The organism is Mesorhizobium sp. UC74_2 (genome assembly GCF_042701485.1).
Taxonomy (GTDB): Bacteria; Pseudomonadota; Alphaproteobacteria; order Rhizobiales; family Rhizobiaceae; genus Mesorhizobium.
Map to the genome: position 1 here is coordinate 1,055,343 of NZ_CP170562.1, position 22,319 is coordinate 1,077,661.

General features: G+C 62.4%; 23 protein-coding genes. 13 read left to right on the forward strand and 10 right to left on the reverse strand.

The genetic code is table 11. The features are described from left to right. Positions 1-25 precede the first annotated feature (25 nt). Genes ACFJIU_RS05005 through ACFJIU_RS05015 form a run of 3 tightly spaced genes read left to right on the forward strand, consistent with a single transcriptional unit; the run spans position 26 to position 2,890 of the window. On the forward strand, positions 26-937 hold the full coding sequence (locus ACFJIU_RS05005; RefSeq protein ID WP_379068191.1) for a carbohydrate ABC transporter permease: 912 nt from the start codon (positions 26-28) through the stop codon (positions 935-937). 4 nt (positions 938-941) lie between these two features. Next, positions 942-1,784: a carbohydrate ABC transporter permease gene (locus ACFJIU_RS05010; RefSeq protein WP_379068194.1), complete on the forward strand. Its 843-nt coding sequence runs from the start codon at positions 942-944 to the stop codon at positions 1,782-1,784. A gap of 20 nt (positions 1,785-1,804) precedes the next feature. Continuing rightward, the gene (locus tag ACFJIU_RS05015; protein WP_379068197.1) at positions 1,805-2,890 is read left to right on the forward strand and encodes an ABC transporter ATP-binding protein; all 1,086 of its coding nucleotides are present in this window, start codon (positions 1,805-1,807) and stop codon (positions 2,888-2,890) included. Positions 2,891-2,963: 73 nt separating this feature from the next. On the opposite strand, the gene ACFJIU_RS05020 is transcribed toward ACFJIU_RS05015, so the two are convergent. The 4 genes from ACFJIU_RS05020 to ACFJIU_RS05035 all read right to left on the reverse strand — a co-directional run bounded on the left by ACFJIU_RS05020 (position 2,964) and on the right by ACFJIU_RS05035 (position 5,167). Further along, entirely contained in the window at positions 2,964-3,368 is a 405-nt protein-coding gene (locus tag ACFJIU_RS05020; protein WP_379068200.1) for a VOC family protein, read from the reverse strand. A gap of 51 nt (positions 3,369-3,419) precedes the next feature. Next, positions 3,420-3,803, reverse strand: a complete 384-nt coding sequence (locus tag ACFJIU_RS05025) for a RidA family protein (protein ID WP_379068203.1) — start codon at positions 3,801-3,803, stop codon at positions 3,420-3,422. 69 nt (positions 3,804-3,872) lie between these two features. Beyond that, on the reverse strand, positions 3,873-4,568 hold the full coding sequence (locus ACFJIU_RS05030; protein WP_379068206.1) for a GntR family transcriptional regulator: 696 nt from the start codon (positions 4,566-4,568) through the stop codon (positions 3,873-3,875). Positions 4,569-4,759: 191 nt separating this feature from the next. Further along, positions 4,760-5,167: a VOC family protein gene (locus tag ACFJIU_RS05035; RefSeq protein WP_379068209.1), complete on the reverse strand. Its 408-nt coding sequence runs from the start codon at positions 5,165-5,167 to the stop codon at positions 4,760-4,762. A 198-nt stretch (positions 5,168-5,365) separates the two neighbouring features. Here ACFJIU_RS05035 and ACFJIU_RS05040 point away from each other — a divergent pair, with 198 nt between their 5' ends. Then, positions 5,366-6,091, forward strand: a complete 726-nt coding sequence (locus tag ACFJIU_RS05040) for a LuxR C-terminal-related transcriptional regulator (RefSeq protein WP_379068212.1) — start codon at positions 5,366-5,368, stop codon at positions 6,089-6,091. 86 nt (positions 6,092-6,177) lie between these two features. Next, the gene (gene iaaH / locus ACFJIU_RS05045; RefSeq protein ID WP_379068215.1) at positions 6,178-7,614 is read left to right on the forward strand and encodes an indoleacetamide hydrolase; all 1,437 of its coding nucleotides are present in this window, start codon (positions 6,178-6,180) and stop codon (positions 7,612-7,614) included. Positions 7,615-7,638: 24 nt separating this feature from the next. Here iaaH and ACFJIU_RS05050 read toward each other — a convergent pair whose 3' ends face one another. From ACFJIU_RS05050 to pcaD, 5 genes are read right to left on the reverse strand one after another with little or no spacing between them, the layout of a single operon-like run. Then, the gene (locus ACFJIU_RS05050) at positions 7,639-8,697 is read right to left on the reverse strand and encodes a 3-carboxy-cis,cis-muconate cycloisomerase (protein ID WP_379068218.1); all 1,059 of its coding nucleotides are present in this window, start codon (positions 8,695-8,697) and stop codon (positions 7,639-7,641) included. A 5-nt stretch (positions 8,698-8,702) separates the two neighbouring features. Further along, positions 8,703-9,320: a protocatechuate 3,4-dioxygenase subunit alpha gene (gene pcaG, locus ACFJIU_RS05055; RefSeq protein ID WP_379072965.1), complete on the reverse strand. Its 618-nt coding sequence runs from the start codon at positions 9,318-9,320 to the stop codon at positions 8,703-8,705. Between the two features lie 56 nt (positions 9,321-9,376). Continuing rightward, complete coding sequence (gene pcaH, locus ACFJIU_RS05060; RefSeq protein WP_379068221.1) at positions 9,377-10,117, reverse strand: protocatechuate 3,4-dioxygenase subunit beta; 741 nt, start codon at positions 10,115-10,117, stop codon at positions 9,377-9,379. Continuing rightward, a complete protein-coding gene (gene pcaC, locus ACFJIU_RS05065; protein ID WP_379068224.1) occupies positions 10,114-10,524 on the reverse strand; it encodes a 4-carboxymuconolactone decarboxylase in 411 nt (136 codons plus the stop codon). The genes pcaH and pcaC overlap by 4 nt, the downstream gene beginning before the upstream one ends. 1 nt (position 10,525) lies before the next feature. Further along, positions 10,526-11,326 (reverse strand): 3-oxoadipate enol-lactonase, encoded by an 801-nt coding sequence (pcaD, locus tag ACFJIU_RS05070; protein WP_379068227.1) that lies wholly within the window; start codon positions 11,324-11,326, stop codon positions 10,526-10,528. A gap of 89 nt (positions 11,327-11,415) precedes the next feature. Between pcaD and pcaQ the strand changes: the two genes are divergently transcribed. After that, positions 11,416-12,336: a pca operon transcription factor PcaQ gene (gene pcaQ / locus ACFJIU_RS05075; protein ID WP_379068230.1), complete on the forward strand. Its 921-nt coding sequence runs from the start codon at positions 11,416-11,418 to the stop codon at positions 12,334-12,336. Positions 12,337-12,367: 31 nt separating this feature from the next. On the opposite strand, the gene pobA is transcribed toward pcaQ, so the two are convergent. Continuing rightward, on the reverse strand, positions 12,368-13,537 hold the full coding sequence (gene pobA, locus ACFJIU_RS05080) for a 4-hydroxybenzoate 3-monooxygenase (RefSeq protein ID WP_379068233.1): 1,170 nt from the start codon (positions 13,535-13,537) through the stop codon (positions 12,368-12,370). Positions 13,538-14,105: 568 nt separating this feature from the next. Between pobA and ACFJIU_RS05085 the strand changes: the two genes are divergently transcribed. The 7 genes from ACFJIU_RS05085 to ACFJIU_RS05115 all read left to right on the forward strand — a co-directional run bounded on the left by ACFJIU_RS05085 (position 14,106) and on the right by ACFJIU_RS05115 (position 21,944). Next, positions 14,106-14,990: a helix-turn-helix domain-containing protein gene (locus tag ACFJIU_RS05085; protein ID WP_379068236.1), complete on the forward strand. Its 885-nt coding sequence runs from the start codon at positions 14,106-14,108 to the stop codon at positions 14,988-14,990. A gap of 234 nt (positions 14,991-15,224) precedes the next feature. Continuing rightward, the gene (locus ACFJIU_RS05090; RefSeq protein ID WP_379068239.1) at positions 15,225-16,286 is read left to right on the forward strand and encodes a sugar ABC transporter substrate-binding protein; all 1,062 of its coding nucleotides are present in this window, start codon (positions 15,225-15,227) and stop codon (positions 16,284-16,286) included. A gap of 80 nt (positions 16,287-16,366) precedes the next feature. Then, the gene (locus ACFJIU_RS05095) at positions 16,367-17,176 is read left to right on the forward strand and encodes an ATP-binding cassette domain-containing protein (RefSeq protein WP_379068242.1); all 810 of its coding nucleotides are present in this window, start codon (positions 16,367-16,369) and stop codon (positions 17,174-17,176) included. After that, positions 17,173-18,432, forward strand: coding sequence for a sugar ABC transporter permease (locus ACFJIU_RS05100; RefSeq protein WP_379068245.1), 1,260 nt, complete (start codon positions 17,173-17,175; stop codon positions 18,430-18,432). Before ACFJIU_RS05095 ends, ACFJIU_RS05100 begins: the two co-directional genes overlap by 4 nt. Positions 18,433-18,570: 138 nt before the next feature. Beyond that, positions 18,571-19,299: an SDR family oxidoreductase gene (locus ACFJIU_RS05105; RefSeq protein WP_379068248.1), complete on the forward strand. Its 729-nt coding sequence runs from the start codon at positions 18,571-18,573 to the stop codon at positions 19,297-19,299. A gap of 64 nt (positions 19,300-19,363) precedes the next feature. Beyond that, positions 19,364-20,980 carry an FGGY-family carbohydrate kinase gene (locus ACFJIU_RS05110; protein WP_379068251.1) on the forward strand — a complete coding sequence of 539 codons (1,617 nt, stop codon included), beginning with the start codon at positions 19,364-19,366 and terminating at the stop codon, positions 20,978-20,980. Between the two features lie 178 nt (positions 20,981-21,158). Beyond that, complete coding sequence (locus tag ACFJIU_RS05115; RefSeq protein ID WP_379068254.1) at positions 21,159-21,944, forward strand: SapC family protein; 786 nt, start codon at positions 21,159-21,161, stop codon at positions 21,942-21,944. The last annotated feature ends 375 nt before the right edge of the window (positions 21,945-22,319 follow it).

The following is a 22,319-nucleotide window of genomic DNA, read 5'->3' on the forward strand; positions in this document are numbered from 1 at the left end:
GCCGTCATGACAATCCGGGCCGAGCATGACCGTACCCTATCTCTCCACGACCGGACGGCGGCGTCTGGCTGCGCTTGAGCCTTATCTCTACAGCGCTCCAGCGCTGTTGCTGATTACAGTGACGACGCTGGTTCCGATCGTCATCGGAATCTCCTACGCCTTCCGCAATGTCATGTTGCTCGACCCGACATCGGGCGGATTTGTCGGCCTCGACAACTTCCGTGACCTGATGCGTGACAGCAGTTTCTGGGGCGCGCTGAAAAACACGGTCACCTGGACGGTGAGCTGCGTTGCATTCCAGTTTGTCTTCGGCCTGATCCTGGCGCTGCTGCTCAACCGGCCTTTCCCAGGCCGGTCGATCATCCAGCCCATCGTGTTCCTGCCCTGGGCTATTCCCACGTTCCTCATCGGCATGAACTGGTCCTGGCTTTTCAATCCGGCGATCGGACCGCTGCCGCACTGGGCTTATGCGCTTGGCCTGATGAGCGCGCCAGACAACATTCTCTCCGATCCGCAGCATGCGCTGCTTGGGCCTATCATCGCCAGCATCTGGTGGGGCACGCCGTTCTTCGCGATCACGCTGCTCGCCGCGCTGCAAGCGATCCCCAGCGAGATCTATGAAGCCGCGGAGATCGATGGCGCCGGCAGTTTCGAACGCTTCCGCTCGATCACGTTGCCGTTCCTGGCGCCGACCATCGTCGTCACGGTGATGCTGCGCACGATCTGGATTGCCAACTCGTCCGAGCTCATCGTGGTGATGACAAAGGGCGGCCCGGCCGATTCCTCGCAGATCGTCGCCAGCTATGTCTTCACCCAGGCCTATCAGGGGCTGAATTTCGGCTATGCCTCGGCGGTCGCGACGGCACTTGTGGTCCTGCTCCTCATCTATGCGCTTCTGCTGATATCGATCCGGCAGATGATGCTGGGCTCAAGGTGACAGCATGCGCGGCTCTTTTCAAATCCGGACGACGAAATGGGCGCTACACTACGGCGTGCTGCTCATCTATGTCCTCGCGGCGCTGTTTCCCCTGTACTGGCTCGTCAAGGTTTCGATCACGCCCAACGATATCCTTTACAAGCAAGGCACCGATCTGCTGCCTTCCAAGGTAAGCTTCGAACACTACGCGACGGTGATCGGCAAAAGCGACTTCCTGCTGTTCTTCCGCAATTCCATCATTGTTTCAGGCGTCACCGCGATCGTGTCGACCTTGCTTGCCACGGCGTCGGGCTACGCGTTTTCGCGCTTTGCCTTCAAAGGCAAGTTCTGGATCGTCGGCCTGATGCTGGTGACCCAGATGTTCCCGCTCGTCATCGTGATCACGCCGATCTTCAGCATTTTCGGCACGCTGGGGCTGACCAACAGCCTGACCGGCCTGATCATCATCTACACCGCGTTCAACATCCCTTTCGCCACCTTCCTGATGCAGTCGTTCTTCGACGGCATCCCGAAGGATCTCGAGGAGGCGGCGATGATTGACGGCGCTACGCGCTTCAAGGCGTTCGTGCAGATCATCGCGCCGCTGACGCTGCCCGGTATCGTGGCCACAGCGGGCTTCTGCTTCACGGGTGCATGGGGTGAGATCCTGTTCGCATTGCTGCTCAATTCATCGGCTTCGGCCAGCACGTTCCCGGTGGGGCTGCTTCTTTATTCGACCCGCGCGACGATCGAGTACGGGCCGATGATGGCGGCAGGCGTGTTGGCCCTTGTCCCGGTTTGCATCTTCTTCTTCCTGATCCAGCGTTATCTCGTCCAGGGCCTGACGGCCGGCGCGGTGAAGGGCTGAAACGAAAGGGTGTTCGGCAAATGGCTTCGATCGCTATCGATGGCGTGCGCAAGGACTATGGCGCGATCCCGGTCCTGAGGGGGGTGGATCTGACGATCTCTTCGGGCGAATTCGTCGTCCTCGTCGGGCCGTCCGGTTGCGGCAAGTCGACCTTGCTGCGCATCATCGCCGGACTGGAAGATCTCAGCGCCGGTGAAATCCGTATCGGCGACATACGGGTGAACGACCTGGCACCACGCGACCGCGATATTGCAATGGTGTTCCAATCCTACGCGCTCTATCCGCATATGAGTGTGCGCGACAACATGAGCTACAGCCTGAAGCTGAAGCGCACGCCGACTGAACGTATCGCCGAGGCAGTCAAGCGAGCGGGCGACAAGCTGGGGCTCGAGGCGCTGCAGGACCGCAGGCCGCGCGCACTGTCAGGTGGGCAGCGCCAGCGCGTCGCCATGGGACGGGCGATCGTGCGCAATCCGAAGGCATTCCTGTTCGATGAGCCGCTGTCCAACCTCGACGCGCGGTTGCGCGAACAGATGCGTTTCGAGATCCGCAAACTGCATCGCGATATCGGGGCGACATCGGTCTATGTCACGCATGACCAGATCGAGGCCATGACCATGAGCGATCGTATCGTCGCCATGAACGGCGGCGTCATCCAGCAGGTCGGCGCACCACTGGAACTCTACGACAACCCGGCGAACATTTTCGTCGCCGGTTTCATCGGTTCTCCCGCCATGAACTTCATCAAGGCGCGAGCGGTGCGCGAGGACAATGGAATCGACCTGCGGATTGGCGCTGCCAAGCTTTTGGCCATGCCGGCTCCCGATAAACTGCCCGATAATGGCGAGGTGATTGCCGGCATTCGTCCGGAGCGGATCGGGCTGATGCCGGCCAGCGAAGCCGGTGTCGCGGCGACTGTCGAACTTGTCGAGCCGACGGGTGTAGCCACGGTGGTGCATGTGAACATCGCTGGCCAGCAGCTCAAGCTTTTTTCCACGGAGCGGTTGCAGCTTGCCGGTGGGCAGCCCGTGTCGCTGGCGATCAAGCCTGCCGACGTCTGCCTGTTCGACCCGGCCGACGGAGAACGGCTGCGCTTACCGAAATGACAGCGCGCAGCCGCCAAGGATGTGAGGCAATTCCAAAAGGAAGCAGCACGTTCCCGAAATTGCCCTGGAGCGCTCAATCGCGCTTGTTGAAGCGGAAGAACTCGACGCTGTAGCCGCCGGGATCACGCATCAGGAAGGTGGAAACCATCTGCTCGGCAGCGTTGGCCGGATCGTAGTGAACGACGATCTCGGCACCGCTACCTTTCATGCGCTCGTACCAGGCTTCGAGTTCCGGCGTTTCCATGCTGACCATGACGGCTTTGGCGTCGGATGCCTTATGGTGTCCCTTCGCTTCGTCGACGAGGCCGACATAAGAATGGGCGGTGATGCGGAAGAACTTGACCCAGCCCTTGTCGAAGGTCTTCTCGAAGCCCAGCTGCCCTCCATAAAAATGCTCAGGTGCGGCGAGGTCCTTGTAGTAGAGGAAGGTGACCTGCGCGTTGACCGGCAGCGTCCCCGTCTTTGTCTGCGTGTTCATTTTCTCTCCCCTTCACAAATATGGCCCGGTGTCGAACATCTTCGGTTTGGGTCAGCGGCGCCTGAGCGCAGTCATCTCCAGCTCGACCTTGATCTCTTCGGCCGGGAAACCGCAGATGATGGTGGTATTGGTCGGGCGAGGCGCCGTGAAAGTCTCACCCAGGATCTTCGACACCGTCATCACGTCGGCGCGGTCGGCCAGATAGACGCGTACCCGCACCACGTCGGCGACACTTGCGTCGGCTTCAGCGAGCGCCGCTGAAATGACAGCCAGGGCGCGCCGTGCCTGTTGGGCGGTATCCGGCGAGAAGCTGCCATCGGCTTCCGACCCCGCCGTGGCCGAGACGAAGATCCATTCACCGTCGACAACGGCGCGGGAATAACCCGCCAGCTCCTCGAATTTCGACCCGGATGAAATCGCTTGTCTTTCAGACATGTTCGTTCTCGTTGATTAATTGATCAAATTGCATCGCGAGCATGTTCGATAGAGCATACAGTCCTTGACTTAGGATTGGTCTTCCGCGGTCAATTCACGCAGCAGGTCGCGGGTCGCTTCAATGTCGGCGATGATGGCAGTGCGGGCCGCGTCGGCATTCCTGGCCTTGAGCGCCGCAACCATCTCATGGTGATGCACGGAATAGGTGCCGCTGTCGTCGGACTTCAGCAGGGGTTCGATATGGCGCGTCAGCAGCCGCATATAGGGGCCGAACCGCAGCCACAACGTCTCGATGAGCTGGATAAGCACTTCCGATTGCGATGCCGCGTAGAGGTGGAAGTGAAATTCCTGGTTCTTGCCGAGCATGGCGTAGACGCTGTCGCTACGCCCGATCGTTTCGTGCTCGTGGATGATCCCCTCGAGCTGAACAATGTCGCGGGCGGTGATGTTGGGGACGGCCAGTTCGGTCGCCAGGCTCTCGACGGCGATGCGTGCACGGCAGAGATCGTCAAGCCTGGCGCGGCTTGTGGCAGGTATTCGAGCCGAGCCATTCGCCGCCACCTCAAGCGCATTTTCTGCAGCAAGACGACGCAGGGCCTCTCGCACCGGCATGTGACTGGTGCCAAACGAATCCGACAGCGACGCGATCGTCAGCGTCTGGCCCGGATCGAACCGTCCTGTCATCAAGGCGTGCCTGAGCTGGCGGTAGACACCGTCCTGGATGGTGCTGCGCGACGCTATCGGTGCAAAGACGTCGACTGCCACGATATGATCCCTTGTTCGAAGGACGGTTGCGACTGGATCGCTCCAATCTTCAACTGTCGTAGTCATCCTTGATGCTGGAGACAAGAGCTGGGCTTCGCTGGCTCAGTTCCGGCATGATCTGCCTCGTTCGCGATCGAGACTCCCGGACGTGGCCGCTTGACGCGAGGCGCCCGCGGCCATCGACGGGCTCCTCATTGCGCCTTGTGCGGCCAGCCTTCGGCCCGCATCTCCAGCACTTCAACCGTGTAGCCGTCCGGATCGGTGACATAGAGGATGTAGATGCCGAATTCCGGCTTGAAGATCGGCGGCCCCTTCGTCTCGATGCCGAGTTCGGCGAGGCGTTTCGACCAGTCATCGACATCGGAGGAGACAAGCGTGATGGCGCCCATGCGCGGCTGGTCCGCCGGCAGTTCGCCTTTGACGAAACCGAAGAAGCTCTCTCCCGTGGCTTGCAGGATCAGCACCTTGCCGTCGCGCTCAAAGACAAGGCGCAAGCCGAAAGCCCTTTCGTAGAAGGCGCGGGTGCGCTGGAGATCGCTGACGCGAAAGAAACTGATCGTCTGGTTGATCGGTGGATAGGTCTGGGCAGAGACTGTCATGGTGAAGCGGATTCCCCCGGTTCGGATCGCCATTGGATCTGGCCGGAAGATTGCATCATTCGATCTTTTGATCAAGGAACGGCGTTAGCTTTCGGAAACTTCCGCGCCCTGTTCATTTCGTCGACTGACGAGATGGACAGGGCACGATCGCCAATTATAGTCCGCATCCGCGAGCCTGTTGCTGGGGAGGAGCGGGTCATGGGCGTTGTGATGAGGGACATCACGTCCGACGAAATCCGCCTGTATGGCGATATCGTCGCACGCCTCGAACGTGTCGGTCCGGGCGCCGACGCCCGCGGCGATATGCTGGCAGACATCATTCGGCTGACGCGCTCGGATTTCGGCGCTTCTTATGTCTGGAATGAAGGCAAGGGGATTTTCGAGTATTCTCGCGCCTACCGGATGAGCGAGGACAATCTCAGGGCCTATGACGACTGGTTTCAGTTCCGCGATCCGATGACGCAACAGTTGCGTGCACGCAAACGGGCGACGCCGGTCGAACTCGTTATTCCGCACCGCAGGCTCGAACACACGGAATTCTTCAACGATTTCCTGTCTCGCGATGGCATGCATCACGGCATCAATTTGTTCGTCTTCGACAATGGCAAGGACCTTGGTGACCTGCGCATCTGGCGCGCCAAGGCGCGGCCTGAATTCGAGGAACGCGACGTCGTGCTGCTCGACATGCTGGAGCCGTTCCTGAGGCGTGCACTGCTGCGGGCTTCGCTGCACGGTGACGATCTGACGCCGCGTGAACGTGATGTTGCCGTTCTGGTGGCGCGCGGCTGCACCGATCGCGATATAGCCCGGCTGCTCGGCATCGGCTTCGCCACGGTGCGCACGCATCTTTCGCATGCCATGGAAAAGCGCGGTTGCGCCAACCGCGCGGAGCTGGCGGCCACCGTTTCCCGCTTGGACGGTTAAGCCGGGCGCATCCGCATTTCTGCTGATACCCGCGGTGAGCTCGTGCCTCTAGAATTCGCTTCGCGCGATCGGGTGAGGAGGACTGGATGGCTGAGTTGCATGAGCTCGGCGTTGCGGCTGCGGCGAAAGCCATTCGCGACGGCGAGGTGAGCACCGAGCATCTTGTCGAGACATTTCTCGACCGCGGTGCGACCTACACGTATCTCAATGCTTTCGTTTCACTTGATGCGGATGCTTCGCTTCAAGCCGCTCGCGCAGTGGATCAGGTGCGCAGCGGCGGCGAGGCGCTCGGACCTCTTGCCGGCGTGCCGCTCGGCATCAAGGACAACATCGACATTGCCGGCCAGGAATGCTGCGCCGGCACGCCCAGCCTTGCCGGCCATCGCCCGAAGAAGGATGCTCCGGTCGCGGCTGCCCTGCGCAATGCCGGCGCCATTTTTCTGGGTCGGACCGGCATGCATGAGCTGGCCTTCGGCATCACCAACAACAACGCCTTTTCCGGCGCGATCCGCAATCCCTATGATCCCCTGATGATCCCAGGCGGGTCATCGGGCGGTGCCGGTGCCTCCTGTGCGGCACGCCTAACCCCAGGTGGCATCGGCACCGACACAGGAGGCTCGGTGCGGGTGCCGGCCGCCCTGTGCGGCATCGCTTCTCTGCGCCCCTCCGCCGGGCGCTGGCCAGCACGCCGCATCGTACCGATTTCGTCGACGCGCGACACGCCTGGTCCTATGGCGCGTTGTGTCGCCGATCTCGAGTTGATGGACCGGGTCGTCACCGGCAGCGCCGACATTTCTGCCGATCGGTCGCTGGACGGACTGCGCCTCGGCGTGCCGCGCGGCTATTTCTGGGACGATCTGGACCCCGAAACGGAGCGGGTCTGCCTGCAGGCGCTGACATTGCTGAAGGCGGCCGGCGTGACGCTGGTGGAGGCCGATGTTGCGGACCTTGCCGCGCTCAATGCCGCCGCCAGCAACATCATCGCCTTCTACGAGCCGGGTCGAGACATCGTGGCCTATCTGGCGGAAAGCGGCGCGGCGGTACGATTCGACGACATCGTGGGGAAGGCCGCTAGCCCGGACGTGCAGGGCATCATGCGCCTCCTCAGCGATCCGGCCACCATGGTTCCGAGGGCTGTCTATCAGGAGGCGATGGATGTCCATCGGCCGCGGCTGATCCAGGCCTATCGCGATCATTTCAGGGTGCACGGCATCGATGCGCTGGTGTTTCCGACGACGCCGTTGCCCGCCCGTCCGATCGGTGAGGATGTCGATGTCGAACTCAACGGCCGGCGCGTACCGACCTTCCAGACCTTCATCCGCAACACCGATCCCGGCAGTGTTGCCGGCCTGCCGGGCATCAGCCTGCCGGTTGGATTGACGGACCGGGGATTGCCTGTGGGGCTGGCCCTGGACGGGCTACCTGGCACGGATCGGGTGCTGCTGGCGATCGCGGCTTCGATCGAGACGCTTTTTCCGGCGCTTCCGGCGCCGATGCTCAAATCGGCGACCAAATACGCCTAGCGACGAGCAACAAAACGAAAGCACTTATGTCGTGCCGCCCAGCCGCCGGATGCTGGCGGTGAGCTCGGTGGCCAGCCTTGTGGCGGTTGCGGTGGCAACAATCATCTGCGGCAGCAGCATCCATTCCAGCGTCCAGGCGGCTCCCGATCGTTCCTGCTCGTGCACCAGTGCGGCATGCATGCCAGCAAGCTGTGCGGCGTTGAAACGGGCCAATGTCACCAGCACTTCGGCATAGATCGGGTTCTGCTTGTGCGGCATGGCCGAAGAGCCGCCGCCACCGGCGAGTTCGATGGCGTCCCCCGCGAGTGCCATGAGGCTGATGTCCTGACCGAACTTGCCGAGGCTTCCCGAGATCAATGACAAAACGGAAGCCAGGTCGGCGATGCGGTCGCGCTGGCTGTGCCATTGCGGGCGATCGGCCAGCCCGAGTTCGCCTGCAAGCGCCGAGCGCACCTCGCTCGCCCTGTCGCCGAGCTTATCGAGCGTTCCGGCTGCACCCCCGAACTGCAGGGCGAACCCGTCCGCCATCCATGCACGCAGCCGCTCGAGATTGCGCTCGGCCGGTCCGTGCCAGCTCTCGATGCGGTCGCCCGCCGGGATCGGGATTGCGGGCTGCATGCGCGTCGCGGCCAACAGGACGCGCTTGCCATCACGCTTTTCGAGACTGTCGAGCGTACGCAGGAAAATAACGAGACGCTGTTCGATGATGGCAAGCACCGGTTTCAGGCGCAGCATCAGGACGCTGTCGACGACATCCTGGCTGGTGGCGCCGAAATGGACATGGGATGCGGCCTTGCCGCCGACCGCTTCGCGCAGCTGCCGCACCAGCTCCGGCACGACAACGCCATCTATCGAGACCGCAATACGCAGTCGGTCAATGTCGGGCTCGAAGGTGGTGATTGCGTCGATGATGGCGGCCGCCGACTCTCCCGGTATCAAGCCGGCCTTCGCTTCGATGGAGGCCAGCGCTGCCTCAAACGCAAGCATCGCCTTCATTTCCGCCTCGACGGAAAAATAGGCGGCAATCTCTTCGTCGCCGAGAAGGCTGCCAAGGATGGGATGATCGAAAGGGCAAACGCTCATCGGGCTCAGATATCCAGGAAGACGGTCTCCCGCTCGCCTTGCAAATGGATGTCAAACCGATAGCCGTCAGTGGTCTCGGCCTGTGCGATCATGGTCTTGACGCGGTCGCGGTGTTCGAGGCGCAGAAGCAGCGGATCCGCCGCATTTGCCTGCTCTTCCTCAGGGAAATACATGCGTGTGTGCAGGCCAAGATTGATGCCGCGGGCGACGATCCAGAAGGTGACGTGCGGCGCCATCAACCGACCATCCTTGAACGGTATTCGGCCAGGCTTGATGGTGTGGAAGGTGAACTCACCGTCGTCGCCGTCGCATGCACAGCGGCCCCAGCCGGTGAAATCCGGATCGGCCTGCCCACGGGGCTCACCGGGGCTGTTGTGGAGGCCAGCCGCATCCGCCTGCCAGATCTCGACCAGGCCATCGCGCAACGGCGCGCCTGCGCCGTCGATGACGCGGCCACGGATGGTGATCCGGGTTCCCTTTGTTCGGTCGTTCACCATCGCCGCGCCGAGGTCGGTCGGATATACGCCGCTGATGCCGGAGGCATTCGGTGTCAGGCCGATATGCACATAAGGGCCCGCCGTCTGCGAAGCGGTCTCCTTCAGATAGCTGAGATCCTGCGTCATGGCGGTCGTGAACCCGTTGCCGTTTCCGATGTCGTCTCGATCTTGATGGTTCACGCCTAATTGCCGTCCAGGCGGTTTTCAAAAAGCGTCGAGCGCCTGCCGCGCAGGACAATATCGAATTTGTAGGCGCGCGCGTCCATGGGAATGGTGTTGGCCATGTCGAGCGGCGCGATCAGCAGTTCCACAGCGCGTCGATCGGGAATGGTGCGCACGATCGGGCAACGCCAGATCAGCGGATCGCCCTCGAAATACATCTGCGTGATCAGCCGCTGGCCGAAGCCGTGGCCAAAGACGGAAAAATGGATGTGCGCGGGGCGCCAGTCGTTGGGGCCGTTCGGCCAGGGGTAGGGGCCAGGCTTCACCGTGCGGAAACGGTAGTTGCCATTCTCGTCGGTGATGCAGCGCCCACAGCCGCCGAAATTGGGGTCGAGCGCCGCCAGATAGCCTTCCTTCTTGTGACGGTAGCGACCTCCGGCATTGGCCTGCCACACTTCGATCAGCGCTCCCGGCACACCGCGTCCGCTTTCGTCCAGGACCCGGCCATGGACGATGATGCGTTCGCCGATCGCGGCTTCGCCAGAGCGGGCGAAATTATGGATGAGGTCGTTGTCCAGATCGCCGAGGATCGCGTGGCCGAAGACCGGGCCGGTGATCTCGGAGAGCGTGTTGTCCAGAGCCAGCAGTGCCCGCTGCGGCGAACGCAGCACCGAAGTCTTGTAGTCGGGCGTATAGGCAGGCGGGTGCCAGGTGCGGTCGCGCGTGAAGAAGGCGCCAGTGTCGGGGTTGCGGTCCGTCATGGTCTGGCTTCCCTTTCGGCGTCGAGCGTCTCATAGACCTGTTTGGCGATGCGGATCGCGCGGTTGGCCGCCGGTACGCCGGCATAGATCGCGACATGCAGCATGGCCTCGGTTATGTCCTCGCGTGTCGCCCCAGTATTGGCGGTGGCGCGCACATGCATGGCCACTTCCTCGTCATGTCCAAGGGCCGCCAGCAGCGCGATGGTGACGATGGAACGTTCGCGGGCCGTCCAGGTGGGGCGCGCCCACACCGCGCCCCACGCTGCTTCGGTGATCAGTTCCTGAAAGGGGCGATCGAAATCGGTGGTTGCACGCTCCGCTCTGTCGACATGGACATCGCCAAGCACTGCGCGGCGGGTTTTTGTCCCCTGCCTGTAGCGTTCCGACGTCGTCTCGGTTTTGGCCATGTCAGCGTCCCGGTGTTTGCGAGCGGATGAAGGCGCTGATCAGTGCGGTGAAGGTTTCAGGCTGCTCGACGCACGGGATGTGCCCCGCGCCTTCGATAACCTCATAGCGTGCACCGGGCACGAGATCAGCGAGGGATCGCACGAGTGCCGGCGGTGTCGAACCGTCCTGGTCGCCGACGATGCACAGTGCCGGAACCGAAATTTTTCTTGCAGTCTCGGTGAGGTCGGCACCAGCGAGTGCCTTGCAGGCAGCGACATAGCCGGTGACAGGCTGGCGGGTCAGCATGTTGCGGTAGCTGGATAGCTCGTCGGCCCGCCCGCTATGGAAGGCCGGGGTGAACCATTTTTCCATCACGCCGTCGGCAAAGGCGGCGATGCCGCTGGTTTCGGCGATCCCGATGCGTTCGTTCCACGATTGCGCTGTGCCGATCTTGTGGGCGGTGTTGCTGAGGATCACCGCCTGCACGAGGTCAGGACGACTGGCATAGAGCTCCAGCGTGATGAGGCCGCCGATCGAAAGCCCGCAAATGATCGCGCGTTTGATGGCGAGATGGTCGAGCAGGGTGGCAAGGTCCGCGGCATGGGTGGCGATGCTTGGCCGGGCGTTACCGAGATCCGAAAGGCCGTGGCCGCGCTTGTCGTAGACGAGCGTGGCGCATTGGCCTGCCAGGCGAGCCACGGTCTCGTCCCAGATGCGGAAATCGGTGCCGAGCGAATTGATGAATACGACGACCGGGTCGTCGGACGGGGCACCCGTCAGGCGGTGATGCAGGACGATATCATTGATCCGTGTCGCTCGCATGCACACCTCCCTTGCTGTTGTTGCCCTTTCGTTTGGTTAAGTAAAATAATAAATTGCGCCGGTTCGTTAACTGGTAGGTTATGGGCGGCATGATCGATCAACGCATCAAGTTCCGACATCTGCAGACATTCGTCGAGGTCGCACGTCAGAAAAGCGTGATGAAGGCTGCCGAAATGCTGCATGTCAGCCAACCTGCGGTGACCAAGACCATCCGCGAGCTGGAGGACGCGCTCGGCGTGCGTGTCCTGGAGCGCGACGGTCGCGGCATTCGTGTCACGCGTCTCGGTGAAGTGTTCCTGCGTCACGCGGGCGCCGCCATCTCGGCGCTGCGGCAGGGCGTGGATTCCATCGCAGCGGATGGACTGGGCAACGCCGATCCGGTGCGGATCGGTGCATTGCCGACGGTCTCCACGCGCATAATGCCACGCGCCATGGCGCTGTTTCTTGGTGAAAACACCGGCAGCCGCGTCAAGATCGTCACCGGCGAGAACGCCGTGCTGCTCGGCCAGTTGCGCGTCGGTGATCTCGACATCGTTGTCGGGCGGTTGGCGGCGCCGGAGCAGATGACCGGCTTTTCGTTCGAACATCTCTATTCGGAAGAGGTGCGTTTCGTGGTGCGTGCCGGCCATCCTCTTTTGGCCCGCGGCGCCTTCGATTTTGCCGACCTCACCCGCTACGTAGCACTGATGCCGACACGGACTTCGATCATCCGTCCCTTCGTGGAGCGGTTGCTGATCGCCAACGGCGTGCCGAGTTGGCCGACCCAGATAGAAACGGTGTCACATGCCTTCGGCCGCGCCTTCGTGCGCTCGAACGATGCTGTCTGGGTGATTTCCGAAGGGGTGGTGACTGCCGATGTCGAAGATGGAGTGCTGGCAATATTGCCGATCGATACCAGCGAAACCAAGGGGCCGGTCGGGCTCACCATCCGCGCGGACCAGCAACCGACGCTGGCTTTGAGCCTGCTGATGCAGACGCTGCGCGAAGCGGCAAGGGAGTTGTCACAATAACCGTGCTCCGTCCCCTGCAGTGCATCAGCCGTCAATACGGCAAGCCGACATAGTTCTCCGCGAGTGCGGTCGCCGCAGCATGAGAATGCGTCAGGTAGTCGAGCTCGGCGTCCTGGATGCGGTGCTCGAAATCAGTGCGGCCGGGGAAGCGGTGGAGCAGGGTGGTCATCCACCAGGAGAAGCGCACTGCCTTCCATACCCTGGCCAATGCGCGTCCGGAGTAAGCATCGATGCCGGCCATGGATCTGTCGAGGAAGAACTCGCGCAGGCCGTTGAACAGGTAGTGCACGTCGCTGGCTGCAAGGTTCAGTCCCTTGGCGCCGGTTGGCGGGACGATGTGGGCGGCGTCACCGACGAGAAAGAGACGACCGAAGCGCAACGGCTCCGCCACGAAGGAGCGCAGCGGCGCGATCGATTTCTCGAAGGATGGCCCAGTGGTCACGGCCTCGGCATGGTGACGGGGCAGCCGGCTGCGCAATTCATCCCAGAAGCGATCATCGCTCCAGTTTTCGATCTGCTCGTCGGCGGGCACTTGCACATAATAACGCGAACGCGTCGTCGAGCGCATCGAGCAGAGCGCGAAGCCACGTTCGTGGCTGGCATAGACCAGTTCGTCGCTTACCGGCGGCACCTCGGCAAGTAAACCCAGCCAGCCGAACGGGTAGGCGCGTTCGAAGGTTCGTATGGCGCCCGCCGGGACGCTACGGCGGCTGATCCCGTGGAAGCCGTCGCAGCCAGCGATGACGTCGCAATCGATCCGCTCGGCGACGCCGTCCTTGGCGTAGGTGACGTAAGGGTTGTCGGTATCGAAATCCTGCAAGGCGAGATTCTCGACTTCATAGAAGGTCGATGGGCCCGAGGCCTCGCGCGCGGCCATCAGGTCGCGCGTCATTTCGGTCTGGCCATAGACGGTGACATGGTTGCTGGTGAGGGCAGCAAGATCGATGCGATGGTCGCGTCCGTCGAAAGCGATGGAAAAGCCGTCATGCGTAATGCTCTCAGCACGCAGGCGCGCGTCGGCGCCGGCTCTGCGCACCAGCTCGACTGTGCCTTGTTCCAGCACGCCGGCGCGGACACGGCCGAGGATGTAGTCCTTGCCGACCCGGTCGAGAATGACGTTGTCTATGCCTGCTCCAGTCAGGAGCTGGCCAAGCAGCAGGCCCGAGGGGCCGGAACCAACAATGACGACCTGTGTTCGCATCCGGTGCTCGAAACGATGGCGCGGCCGGGGACCTATCCAGCCGGAAGGCAGCACCATCGCCCAACCTGGGGGGGTGGTAAAATGATATCTGAAGCCGATCTCATATGCGGATCGTTATGAAAGAGGGGCGGAGAGATCACGGCGAATTGCCCGAAGAGGGTGATCGGACCCATCACGGCCCAGAGCAACCGTGTTGCCCGAGTCCGCCATGAGCCGTTTGTGCGATGAGCCCGACCGATCTCGGGGCTATTCGACTCGAAGCGCCGAAGCGAAACGTTTCGTTTCGACAACCACAGCCGCCGCCTGCGTTGGTAAATCAATGCTTAATGAAATGATGCCGGGACTGCTGAGGACCATGTGAGCGGTGGGCGATCGGCAACAGTTCTGGCCACTCCTGCAGATATTTACCGGTAAAGGTCAAAAAAGTATCATTGCGAATGACCAAACGTGGTGGCGCCGTCGTGGCGTGGGGACTAGCGTTTGTTTCGATGGTCAGAGCTGGAGCGCATCCAGCCGATTGGGAAAGGGCCGCAGCGGCAAGACCGTCTCGTGCCTGGAGGAAACGAACATGGGTCCGGACCTGGAAGTCGTCCAGATTCGCCAAGGCGAGTCGTTCAAGGCCTGGTCGCACGGCTATCCGTTCCACACGGTGCGCTGGCATTTCCATCCCGAATACGAACTTCATCTCGTGGTCGCCACCGCCGGGCGATACTTCGTCGGCGATTTCATCGGTGAATTCGAACCCGGCAATCTGGTGCTGACTGGTCCCAACCTGCCGCACAACTGGGTGAGTGACATTCCTGCCGGATCGACCATCCCGCTGCGTTGCCGCATCCTGCAGTTCAATGAAGGCTTCATCGGCGACACCATGCGGGTGCTGCCGGAACTCGCTGCCCTGGCACCCGTGCTGGAACAGTCACGGCGTGGTGTGATGTTTTCGGCCGAGACCAGCCGGCAGGTCGCGCCGGTGATGGAAGAGTTGATGCGGGCGCAAGGCGTGCGTCGCATCGAGTTGTTTATGGCAATCGCGGGCCTGCTCAGCCGCGGCCACGGCGCGCACATGCTGGCGAGCCCGAACTACCTGCCGGATCCGTCCGGATATATGTCAGCGGGCATCAACAAGGCACTCAACTATCTGCGCGAAAACCTGACCAATCCGTTCAGCGAGGCGGATCTGGCGGGCATCGCCGGGCAGTCGACCTCGGCCTTTTCGCGCGCCTTCCGCCGCCATACCGGCATGACGCTGGTGCAATATGTGAAGCGGCTGCGCATCAATCTCGCCTGCCAGATCCTGACCAGCGACGAAGAGGCGCCGATCACCGATATCTGCTTCGAGGTCGGCTTCAACAACCTGTCGAATTTCAACCGCCAGTTCCTGGCTGAAAAGGGCATGACGCCGTCACGCTTCCGGCGGCTGACGATCGACCACATCAACGCGGCAAAAGCCGCCTGAGCAAACGCGGCCGAGGCCGCCCAAGAAGGAGGGGCAGGGAGGAACACCAGCGGAAGAAATGAACAACGTGAGCGGTCGTTTGCCGCTCGCGAGGGGAAAGCCTTGTCCTTCGGTCAGCTTCGGTGCCGTGGCGGGATCGCCGCGCAGGCCCGATTGGACCCGACGGATCCACGCTGCCTGGGAGGGCAGCTCTTCAGATCACTCATTGTCATATCGTTCAAGGGAGAAGATGCAATGAAACATTCATGGAAAACGACCGGCCTGGCGATGCTGGCCCTGTCCCTCGCTTCGGGCTCGGCACTCGCCCAGAGCGCCGACGGCGCCACCGTTGCCTTCCTGATGCCGGACCAGGCTTCGACCCGCTACGAGGAGCACGACTATCCGGGCTTCAAGGCCGAAATGGAGAAGCTCTGCGCGTCCTGCAAGGTGCTCTACCAGAACGCCGACGCCGATGCAGCACGCCAGCAGCAGCAATTCAACTCGATGATCTCGCAGGGCGCCAAGGTTATCGTCATCGATCCGGTCGATTCCACCGCTGCCGCCTCGCTGGTGAAGCAGGCGCAGGCGCAAGGCGTGAAGGTCATCGCCTATGACCGGCCGATCCCCGATGCCAAGGCCGACTTCTATGTTTCCTTCGACAATGAAGCCATCGGCAAGTCGATCGCCGACTCGCTGGTCAAACATCTGAAGGACAAGGGCGTGAAGGCCGGCGAGGGCACTGGTGTCTTGCAGATCAACGGTTCGCCGACCGATGCTGCGGCCGGCCTGATCAAGAAGGGCATCCATGCCGGCCTCGACAACAGCGGCTATCCGATCCTGGCCGAATACGACACGCCGGAATGGGCGCCGCCGAAGGCCCAGCAGTGGGCGAGCGGCCAGATCACCCGCTTCGACAAGAACATCCTGGGTGTCGTCGCCGCCAATGACGGTACCGCCGGTGGCGCCATCGCGGCGTTCAAGGCCGGTGGTTTCAACCCGGTTCCGCCGATTACCGGCAATGACGCCACGCTGGCGGCACTGCAGCTGATCATCGCAGGCGACCAGTACAACACCATCAACAAGCCAAGCGAGATCGTCGCTGCCGCGGCAGCGAACATCGCCGTCCAGCTGGTCAAGGGTGAAACGCCGAAGGCCGAGACGACGCTGTTCAACACGCCGTCGCAGCTGTTCGTTCCGGTGGTCGTCACCCAGGAAAACCTGAAGGCAGAGATCATCGACAAGAAGATCGCCACCGCCGAGCAGCTCTGCGTCGACCGCTATGCCGAGGGCTGCAAGAAGCTCGGCATTACCCAATAAGCCACTGATCGCGACTGCCCCGCCGCGTGCGGCGGGGCAGCATTGCCCATCTGGGCGAAATTCTTGGGAAGGCTTGCATCATGACAGGAACATCACAGGGGCCTGCCTCGGCACGTGAGCTTGTGCTCAGCCTGCGCGGCATCTCCAAGCAATTCGGCGCCGTGTCGGCGCTCACCGATATCGACCTCGACGTCCATGCCGGCGAAGTCGTCGCCCTTGTCGGCGACAACGGTGCCGGCAAGTCGACCCTGGTCAAGGTCCTCGCCGGCGTGCATCAGCCGACGTCGGGGACCATCACCTTCAAGGGCGAACCCGTGGCATTGTCCGATCCGGCGACAGCCCTCGGCCTCGGCATCGCCACCGTCTTCCAGGATTTGGCTTTGTGCGAGAACCTGGATGTCGTCGCCAACATCTTCCTCGGCAAGGAACTCAGCCCGATGCGGCTGGACGAAGTGTCGATGGAGATCAAGGCCTGGAAGCTGCTCAACGAACTTTCGGCGCGCATTCCCAGCGTGCGTGAACCGATCGCTTCGCTGTCGGGCGGTCAGCGCCAGACGGTGGCCATCGCCCGCTCGCTGCTGCTCGACCCGAAACTGATCATGCTCGATCAGCCGACGGCGGCCCTGGGTGTCGCCCAGACCGCCGAGGTGCTCGATCTGATCGAGCGTGTGCGCGAACGCGGCCTCGGCGTGATCATGATCAGTCACAACATGGAGGACGTCCGCGCCGTCGCCGACCGGATCGTGGTGCTGAGGCTCGGCAAGAACAACGGCGTCTTCCTTCCCGATGCGTCCAACCAGGAACTGGTCAGCGCGATCACCGGTGCCGAGAACAATTCCGTTTCCCGCCGGGCCAGCCGCCGCGCGCAAGCTCAGGAGAGCCAGCCATGACCGACAAAGCCACGCAGAATGCGCCCAAAGCGCAGCTTCTCGATCGCGCCGACGTGCGCGTGAAACATGCCGAGGGACTTGTCGGCACGATCGGTGCCTTTTTCGACCGCGTTCGGTCGGGCGACCTCGGCTCGCTGCCGGTCATCGTTGGGCTCGCCATCATCTGGACGGTGTTCCAGAGCCTGAACCCGGTGTTCCTGTCGGCGAACAATCTGGTCAATCTTCTGTTCGATTGTTCGACGGTCGGCGTCATCTCACTCGGCATCGTCTGCATCCTGATGCTCGGAGAGATCGACCTGTCGGTCGGCTCCGTCAGCGGTTTTGCTTCGGCGCTGGTCGGGGTGCTGTGGGTGAACCAGGGCTGGCCCGTCGGTTTCGCCATCGTCACTGCCATGGCGGCAGGCGCGGTTATCGGATCGGTCTATGCCTTGCTGCTCAACCGTTTCGGCATGCCGAGCTTCGTTTCGACGCTGGCCGGCCTGCTCGCAGTGCTCGGCCTCCAGCTTTATCTGCTCGGTTCGACCGGCTCGATCAATCTGCCCTATGAGTCGCCTTTGGTGAATTTCGGTCAGTTGATGGTGATGCCCGCCTGGGTTTCCTACGGGCTTGCCGCGATTGCCGGTATCGCCCTTTTCTGGACGGGATACCGCGAAGCGTCGCGGCGTCGCGAGGCAGGCCTGTCGGCACAGTCGGTGGCTGGCATCGTCGCGCGCGCCGGCGTCATCACCGTCGTGCTCGAGGCGATCGTCTTCTATCTCAACAGCTCGCGCGGTATTCCATGGATGTTCGGGCTGTTCGTCGGCCTTGTCGTGGCGATGAACTATGCGCTCAAGCGCACCAAATGGGGCCGTTCGATGCACGCCGTCGGCGGCAACCGCGAAGCGGCCCGCCGCGCCGGCATCAACGTGCGCTATATCTACACCACTGCCTTCATGCTGTGCTCGACCCTGGCAGCGACCGGCGGCATCCTGGCTGCGTCGCGCCTTGCCTCATCCAGCCAGCAGGCAGGCACCGGTGACGTCAACCTCAATGCCATCGCGGCGGCGGTCATCGGCGGCACCAGCCTGTTCGGCGGTCGCGGCAGCGCCTATTCGGCCCTGCTCGGCATCATCGTCATCCAGTCGATCGCCAGCGGATTGACGTTGCTCGATCTGTCGTCGTCGCTTCGATACATGATCACCGGTGCCGTCCTGGCGATCGCCGTGATCGTCGACTCGCTGGCACGCAGGTCGCGTGTCTCGCACGGCCGCGCCTGATCTGGAGCGTTTCCGTTTTCACGGAAACGCGGAAACGCTCCAGCTTTGTCTTACGCAATTCCGGACGGAAAACCGCTACGCACTTTTCCTGGAATTGCTCGAATTTCCAAGCAATACCAAGCAAAAGCAGAGGCAGAAATGGCTCAGGACCTTACCGGACAAGTCGCGGCGATCACCGGCGCCGCATCGGGCATCGGCCTGGAATGCGCCAGGCACCTGGTGGCGGCAGGCGTACGGGTCGCGCTCGTCGATCGCAACGAGGATGCGCTGACCGCCGTTTGCGAGGACCTTGGGCCGCAGGCATTCCCCGTTGTGGTCGACCTGATGGACCCGAAGAGCGTGGCCGGCATGATGCCGCAGATCCTGGAGAAGGCCGGCCAGCTCGACATCTTCCACGCCAATGCCGGCTCCTATGTCGGCGGCGAGGTCGTGGAAGGGGATCCGGATGCCTGGGATCGTATGCTGAACCTCAACATCAATGCGGCGTTCCGGTCCATCCATGCGGTGTTGCCGCATATGGTCGAGCGCAAGACCGGTGACATTGTCGTCACGAGCTCGATCGCCGGTCTTGTGCCTGTGGTTTGGGAGCCGATCTACACGGCTTCCAAGCACGCTATCCAGGCCTTCGTGCATACGTTGCGCCGTCAGGTGGTCAGGCACGGCCTGCGTGTCGGCGCGGTTGCGCCAGGCCCGGTGGTGACGGCGCTGATCAGCGACTGGCCGAAGCAGAAACTGGAGGATGAACTCGCCGCGGGTGGGCTGATGCAGCCAGTTGAGGTGGCGGAGGCGGTGATGTTCATGCTGACCAGGCCGCGCAACATCACCATCCGCGATCTGGTGATTCTGCCGCAGAGCAACGATCTTTGATTTCCAACGCCGCCGGCTTGCTCGGCGGCGACGTTCTTCCTCTCTCGTTTTTGCGGGTGATCGCATGATTTCGGCAAAACATTTTATCGGCATCGATGTCGGCACCGGCAGTGCCCGTGCGGGCGTGTTCGACGCCAATGGAACCATGCTTGCGTCTGCCAGGCGCGACATCGCGCTGTTTCGCGAAGCCGGAGACATCGTCGAGCAATCGAGCAACGATATCTGGCAGGCGGTCGCCGCAAGCACGCGCGAAGCCGTCGCCAAATCAGGCGTCCCGGCAGCGTCGATCGCCGGCATCGGCTACGACGCGACCTGTTCGCTTGTCGTGCTGGGCGAGGGCGGACGGCCGCTTGGCGTCGGGCCGACCAGCGAGGCCGATCGCAACATCATCGTGTGGATGGATCATCGCGCCACCGCGCAGGCCGCGCGCATCAACCGCACCGGCGAAGCAGTGCTGAATTATGTCGGCGGCGCGATCTCGCCGGAGATGGAAACGCCGAAACTGCTGTGGCTGGCCGAGCACAAGCCGGAGACTTTCGCCAACGCATGGCAGTTCATGGACCTGACCGATTTCCTGACCTGGAAGTCGACAGGCAGCCTTGCGCGTTCCGTCTGCACGGTGACGTGCAAGTGGACCTACCTGGCGCATGAGCAGCGCTGGGACGAGCATTATTTCCGCGCCATCGGACTTGGCGCGCTGGCAGACGAGCAGTTCCGTCGCATCGGCACCGAAGTCGTGCCTGCCGGCACGGCGCTCGGCAGCGGGCTGACAGCCGACGCTGCGCGTGACCTGGGTCTCATGGAAGGCACGCCGGTGGCTGCCGGCCTCATCGATGCTCACGCCGGTGGTATCGGCACCGTGGGGGCGCGAGGCGCTGCCGGAAGCGTGCTGACGCGCATGGCCTATGTCTTCGGCACATCGGCCTGCACCATGTCGACCACCGCCGCCCCGGCATTCGTGGACGGCGTATGGGGGCCGTATTTCTCGGCCATGGTGCCGGGGTTCTGGTTGAACGAAGGCGGCCAGTCTGCCGCGGGCGCCGCGATCGATCATCTGGTGCGTATGCATCCGGCGTCAGCCGAAGCGGCTGCGCGGGCTGACAAGGACGGCATGAGCCTGAGCCAGTGGCTGGCGATTGAGGCCGGCAGACATGGCGGCGCGGGAAGCGCGCCTGAACTGATCGGCAAGCTGCATGTCGTGCCGGAATTCCTCGGCAATCGCGCGCCTTTTGCTGATCCAGGGGCGCTTGGCCTGATCGCCGGCATCGGCATGGATACGAGCCTCGATGGGCTGGTCGGCCTTTATCTCGCCGGAGTCTGTGGCCTCGGATATGGTGCGCGCCAGATTGTCGGTGTCCAGGCCGCGAAAGGTGTTTTGACGGATACCATCGTGGTCAGCGGCGGCGCCGGCCAGAGTCCGCTGGTGCGCCAACTTCTGGCCGACACGACCGGGCTGGTCGTGGCAGCCTCGACCTCGCCGGAACCTGTCCTGCTTGGTTCAGCCATACTCGGCGCCGTTGCCGCAGGTCATTTCCCGGATATGGCATCGGCCATGGGTGCGATGTCGGAACTTGGCGAAACCTACCAGCCCGATGCGGCACATGCCGGTTGGCACGCAAACCGGTTCCACGCGTTCGAGCTGCTGCAGAAAGCGGGCAGGGCAGTTCGCGGCGACGCATAACCTCGTCTCCCCCGGCAGAAGGAGGGGTAGCGCCTGACCATTCTTGGGTCTATTCCGGTCTCATCGATATGCTGCGGATGGACTTTTTCCCGGCCGATGGCGTAAGACGCTGCCGGACGGAGATGCGCGGCGAAGGCAAAAGTCGCCATCGACATGTGCTGGTTTCGGGGGACAAGGCATGACTGCAGAGAATGGCAAGGCAACCGCTCAAGCCGCGGATGCGCTACCGCTCTTCTACGCGAACCCCGAGGCCATGAATCCCGACCGGCATGGTTCGCTCGGTCTCGCTGCGCGGGTTGATTTCTCGTTTACGCGTGCCGCGCATGCGCTGCCGGTTGTGACGGGCGAGATGCCGGCAGCCATGCGGTCCTACCCGATCGTCTTTGTCGGCCCGGCCAACCAGCCGGTCGTCATCACCGGTCTGCGGCAGGGCGAGAACCTGTTCGTGGACAAGGATGGCCAGTGGGCAAAGCCGCATTATGTTCCCGCCTATGTGCGCCGTTATCCGTTCATCCTCGCCGATGACGGCGGGCAGGGCAGCGGGCGGCTGGCGCTCTGCGTCGATCGGGCCAGCGACCGGGTGGTCGAACAGGTCGTGGCGGCCGCGCGCGGTGACAAGGTGCTGCCATTCTTCGCAGGTACCGAGGCGACAGAAGCCACCAAGCAGGCACTGGCCTTCTGCAACCAGTACCAGATGGACTTTGCCGCCACGCGCGCGATGGTCGACAAGATCGATGCACACGGCCTCTTCGCCGAGCGTCGCAGCACCGTGACACTGGAGAATGGCGAGGTGCTCAACCTCACCGACTTCAAGATCATCGACGAGGATGCCTTCAACAAGCTGGGTGACGAGGCTTTTCTCGATCTCAGGAAGTCAGGCGCGCTGACGCTGGTTTATTGTCATCTCGCATCGACCAACAGCTGGAGCTCGCTGATCCATCAGGCGGCCTTGCAGAAGGCCTGACGGCCGGCGCGCCTGTACCGCTTCGCCCTTCGTTCGGGCAGGCCCACACTCTCCCGGCGATGCTTCAAGGATCGGCTGGAACGGTCCTGGCATTTGAATTCAGATGTCGGCCCAAGGGTTTTTCGTTCGCTGTACGCGGGTGAAGCAACCCTCAAACCACCCAAATTAAGCCATTCTGCATACTGGGATTTTTGGCTTGAAAGCCCGAATTGCCAGGCCATTGGGCGCGCCCACATTTCCCGCAAGCCATTATGTTAAAACGATTTTTTCGTCGATACGACCTTTTTCGCGGTTGACGAAGAGCCACTTCGCTCATACCCATAAATCAAATTGATTTATTCTATCCGCCAACAAGAGCGGAAGGGTCGATTCCAA

Coding starts and splice junctions, on each gene's coding strand:
- ACFJIU_RS05005 (WP_379068191.1), top strand. CDS start 26: ATGACCGTACCCTATCTCTCCACGACCGGACGGCGGCGTCTGGCTGCG.
- ACFJIU_RS05010 (WP_379068194.1), top strand. CDS start 942: ATGCGCGGCTCTTTTCAAATCCGGACGACGAAATGGGCGCTACACTAC.
- ACFJIU_RS05015 (WP_379068197.1), top strand. CDS start 1,805: ATGGCTTCGATCGCTATCGATGGCGTGCGCAAGGACTATGGCGCGATC.
- ACFJIU_RS05020 (WP_379068200.1), bottom strand. CDS start 3,368: ATGAACACGCAGACAAAGACGGGGACGCTGCCGGTCAACGCGCAGGTC.
- ACFJIU_RS05025 (WP_379068203.1), bottom strand. CDS start 3,803: ATGTCTGAAAGACAAGCGATTTCATCCGGGTCGAAATTCGAGGAGCTG.
- ACFJIU_RS05035 (WP_379068209.1), bottom strand. CDS start 5,167: ATGACAGTCTCTGCCCAGACCTATCCACCGATCAACCAGACGATCAGT.
- ACFJIU_RS05040 (WP_379068212.1), top strand. CDS start 5,366: ATGGGCGTTGTGATGAGGGACATCACGTCCGACGAAATCCGCCTGTAT.
- iaaH (WP_379068215.1), top strand. CDS start 6,178: ATGGCTGAGTTGCATGAGCTCGGCGTTGCGGCTGCGGCGAAAGCCATT.
- ACFJIU_RS05050 (WP_379068218.1), bottom strand. CDS start 8,697: ATGAGCGTTTGCCCTTTCGATCATCCCATCCTTGGCAGCCTTCTCGGC.
- pcaG (WP_379072965.1), bottom strand. CDS start 9,320: ATGACGCAGGATCTCAGCTATCTGAAGGAGACCGCTTCGCAGACGGCG.
- pcaH (WP_379068221.1), bottom strand. CDS start 10,117: ATGACGGACCGCAACCCCGACACTGGCGCCTTCTTCACGCGCGACCGC.
- pcaC (WP_379068224.1), bottom strand. CDS start 10,524: ATGGCCAAAACCGAGACGACGTCGGAACGCTACAGGCAGGGGACAAAA.
- pcaD (WP_379068227.1), bottom strand. CDS start 11,326: ATGCGAGCGACACGGATCAATGATATCGTCCTGCATCACCGCCTGACG.
- pcaQ (WP_379068230.1), top strand. CDS start 11,416: ATGATCGATCAACGCATCAAGTTCCGACATCTGCAGACATTCGTCGAG.
- pobA (WP_379068233.1), bottom strand. CDS start 13,537: ATGCGAACACAGGTCGTCATTGTTGGTTCCGGCCCCTCGGGCCTGCTG.
- ACFJIU_RS05085 (WP_379068236.1), top strand. CDS start 14,106: ATGGGTCCGGACCTGGAAGTCGTCCAGATTCGCCAAGGCGAGTCGTTC.
- ACFJIU_RS05090 (WP_379068239.1), top strand. CDS start 15,225: ATGAAACATTCATGGAAAACGACCGGCCTGGCGATGCTGGCCCTGTCC.
- ACFJIU_RS05095 (WP_379068242.1), top strand. CDS start 16,367: ATGACAGGAACATCACAGGGGCCTGCCTCGGCACGTGAGCTTGTGCTC.
- ACFJIU_RS05100 (WP_379068245.1), top strand. CDS start 17,173: ATGACCGACAAAGCCACGCAGAATGCGCCCAAAGCGCAGCTTCTCGAT.
- ACFJIU_RS05105 (WP_379068248.1), top strand. CDS start 18,571: ATGGCTCAGGACCTTACCGGACAAGTCGCGGCGATCACCGGCGCCGCA.
- ACFJIU_RS05110 (WP_379068251.1), top strand. CDS start 19,364: ATGATTTCGGCAAAACATTTTATCGGCATCGATGTCGGCACCGGCAGT.
- ACFJIU_RS05115 (WP_379068254.1), top strand. CDS start 21,159: ATGACTGCAGAGAATGGCAAGGCAACCGCTCAAGCCGCGGATGCGCTA.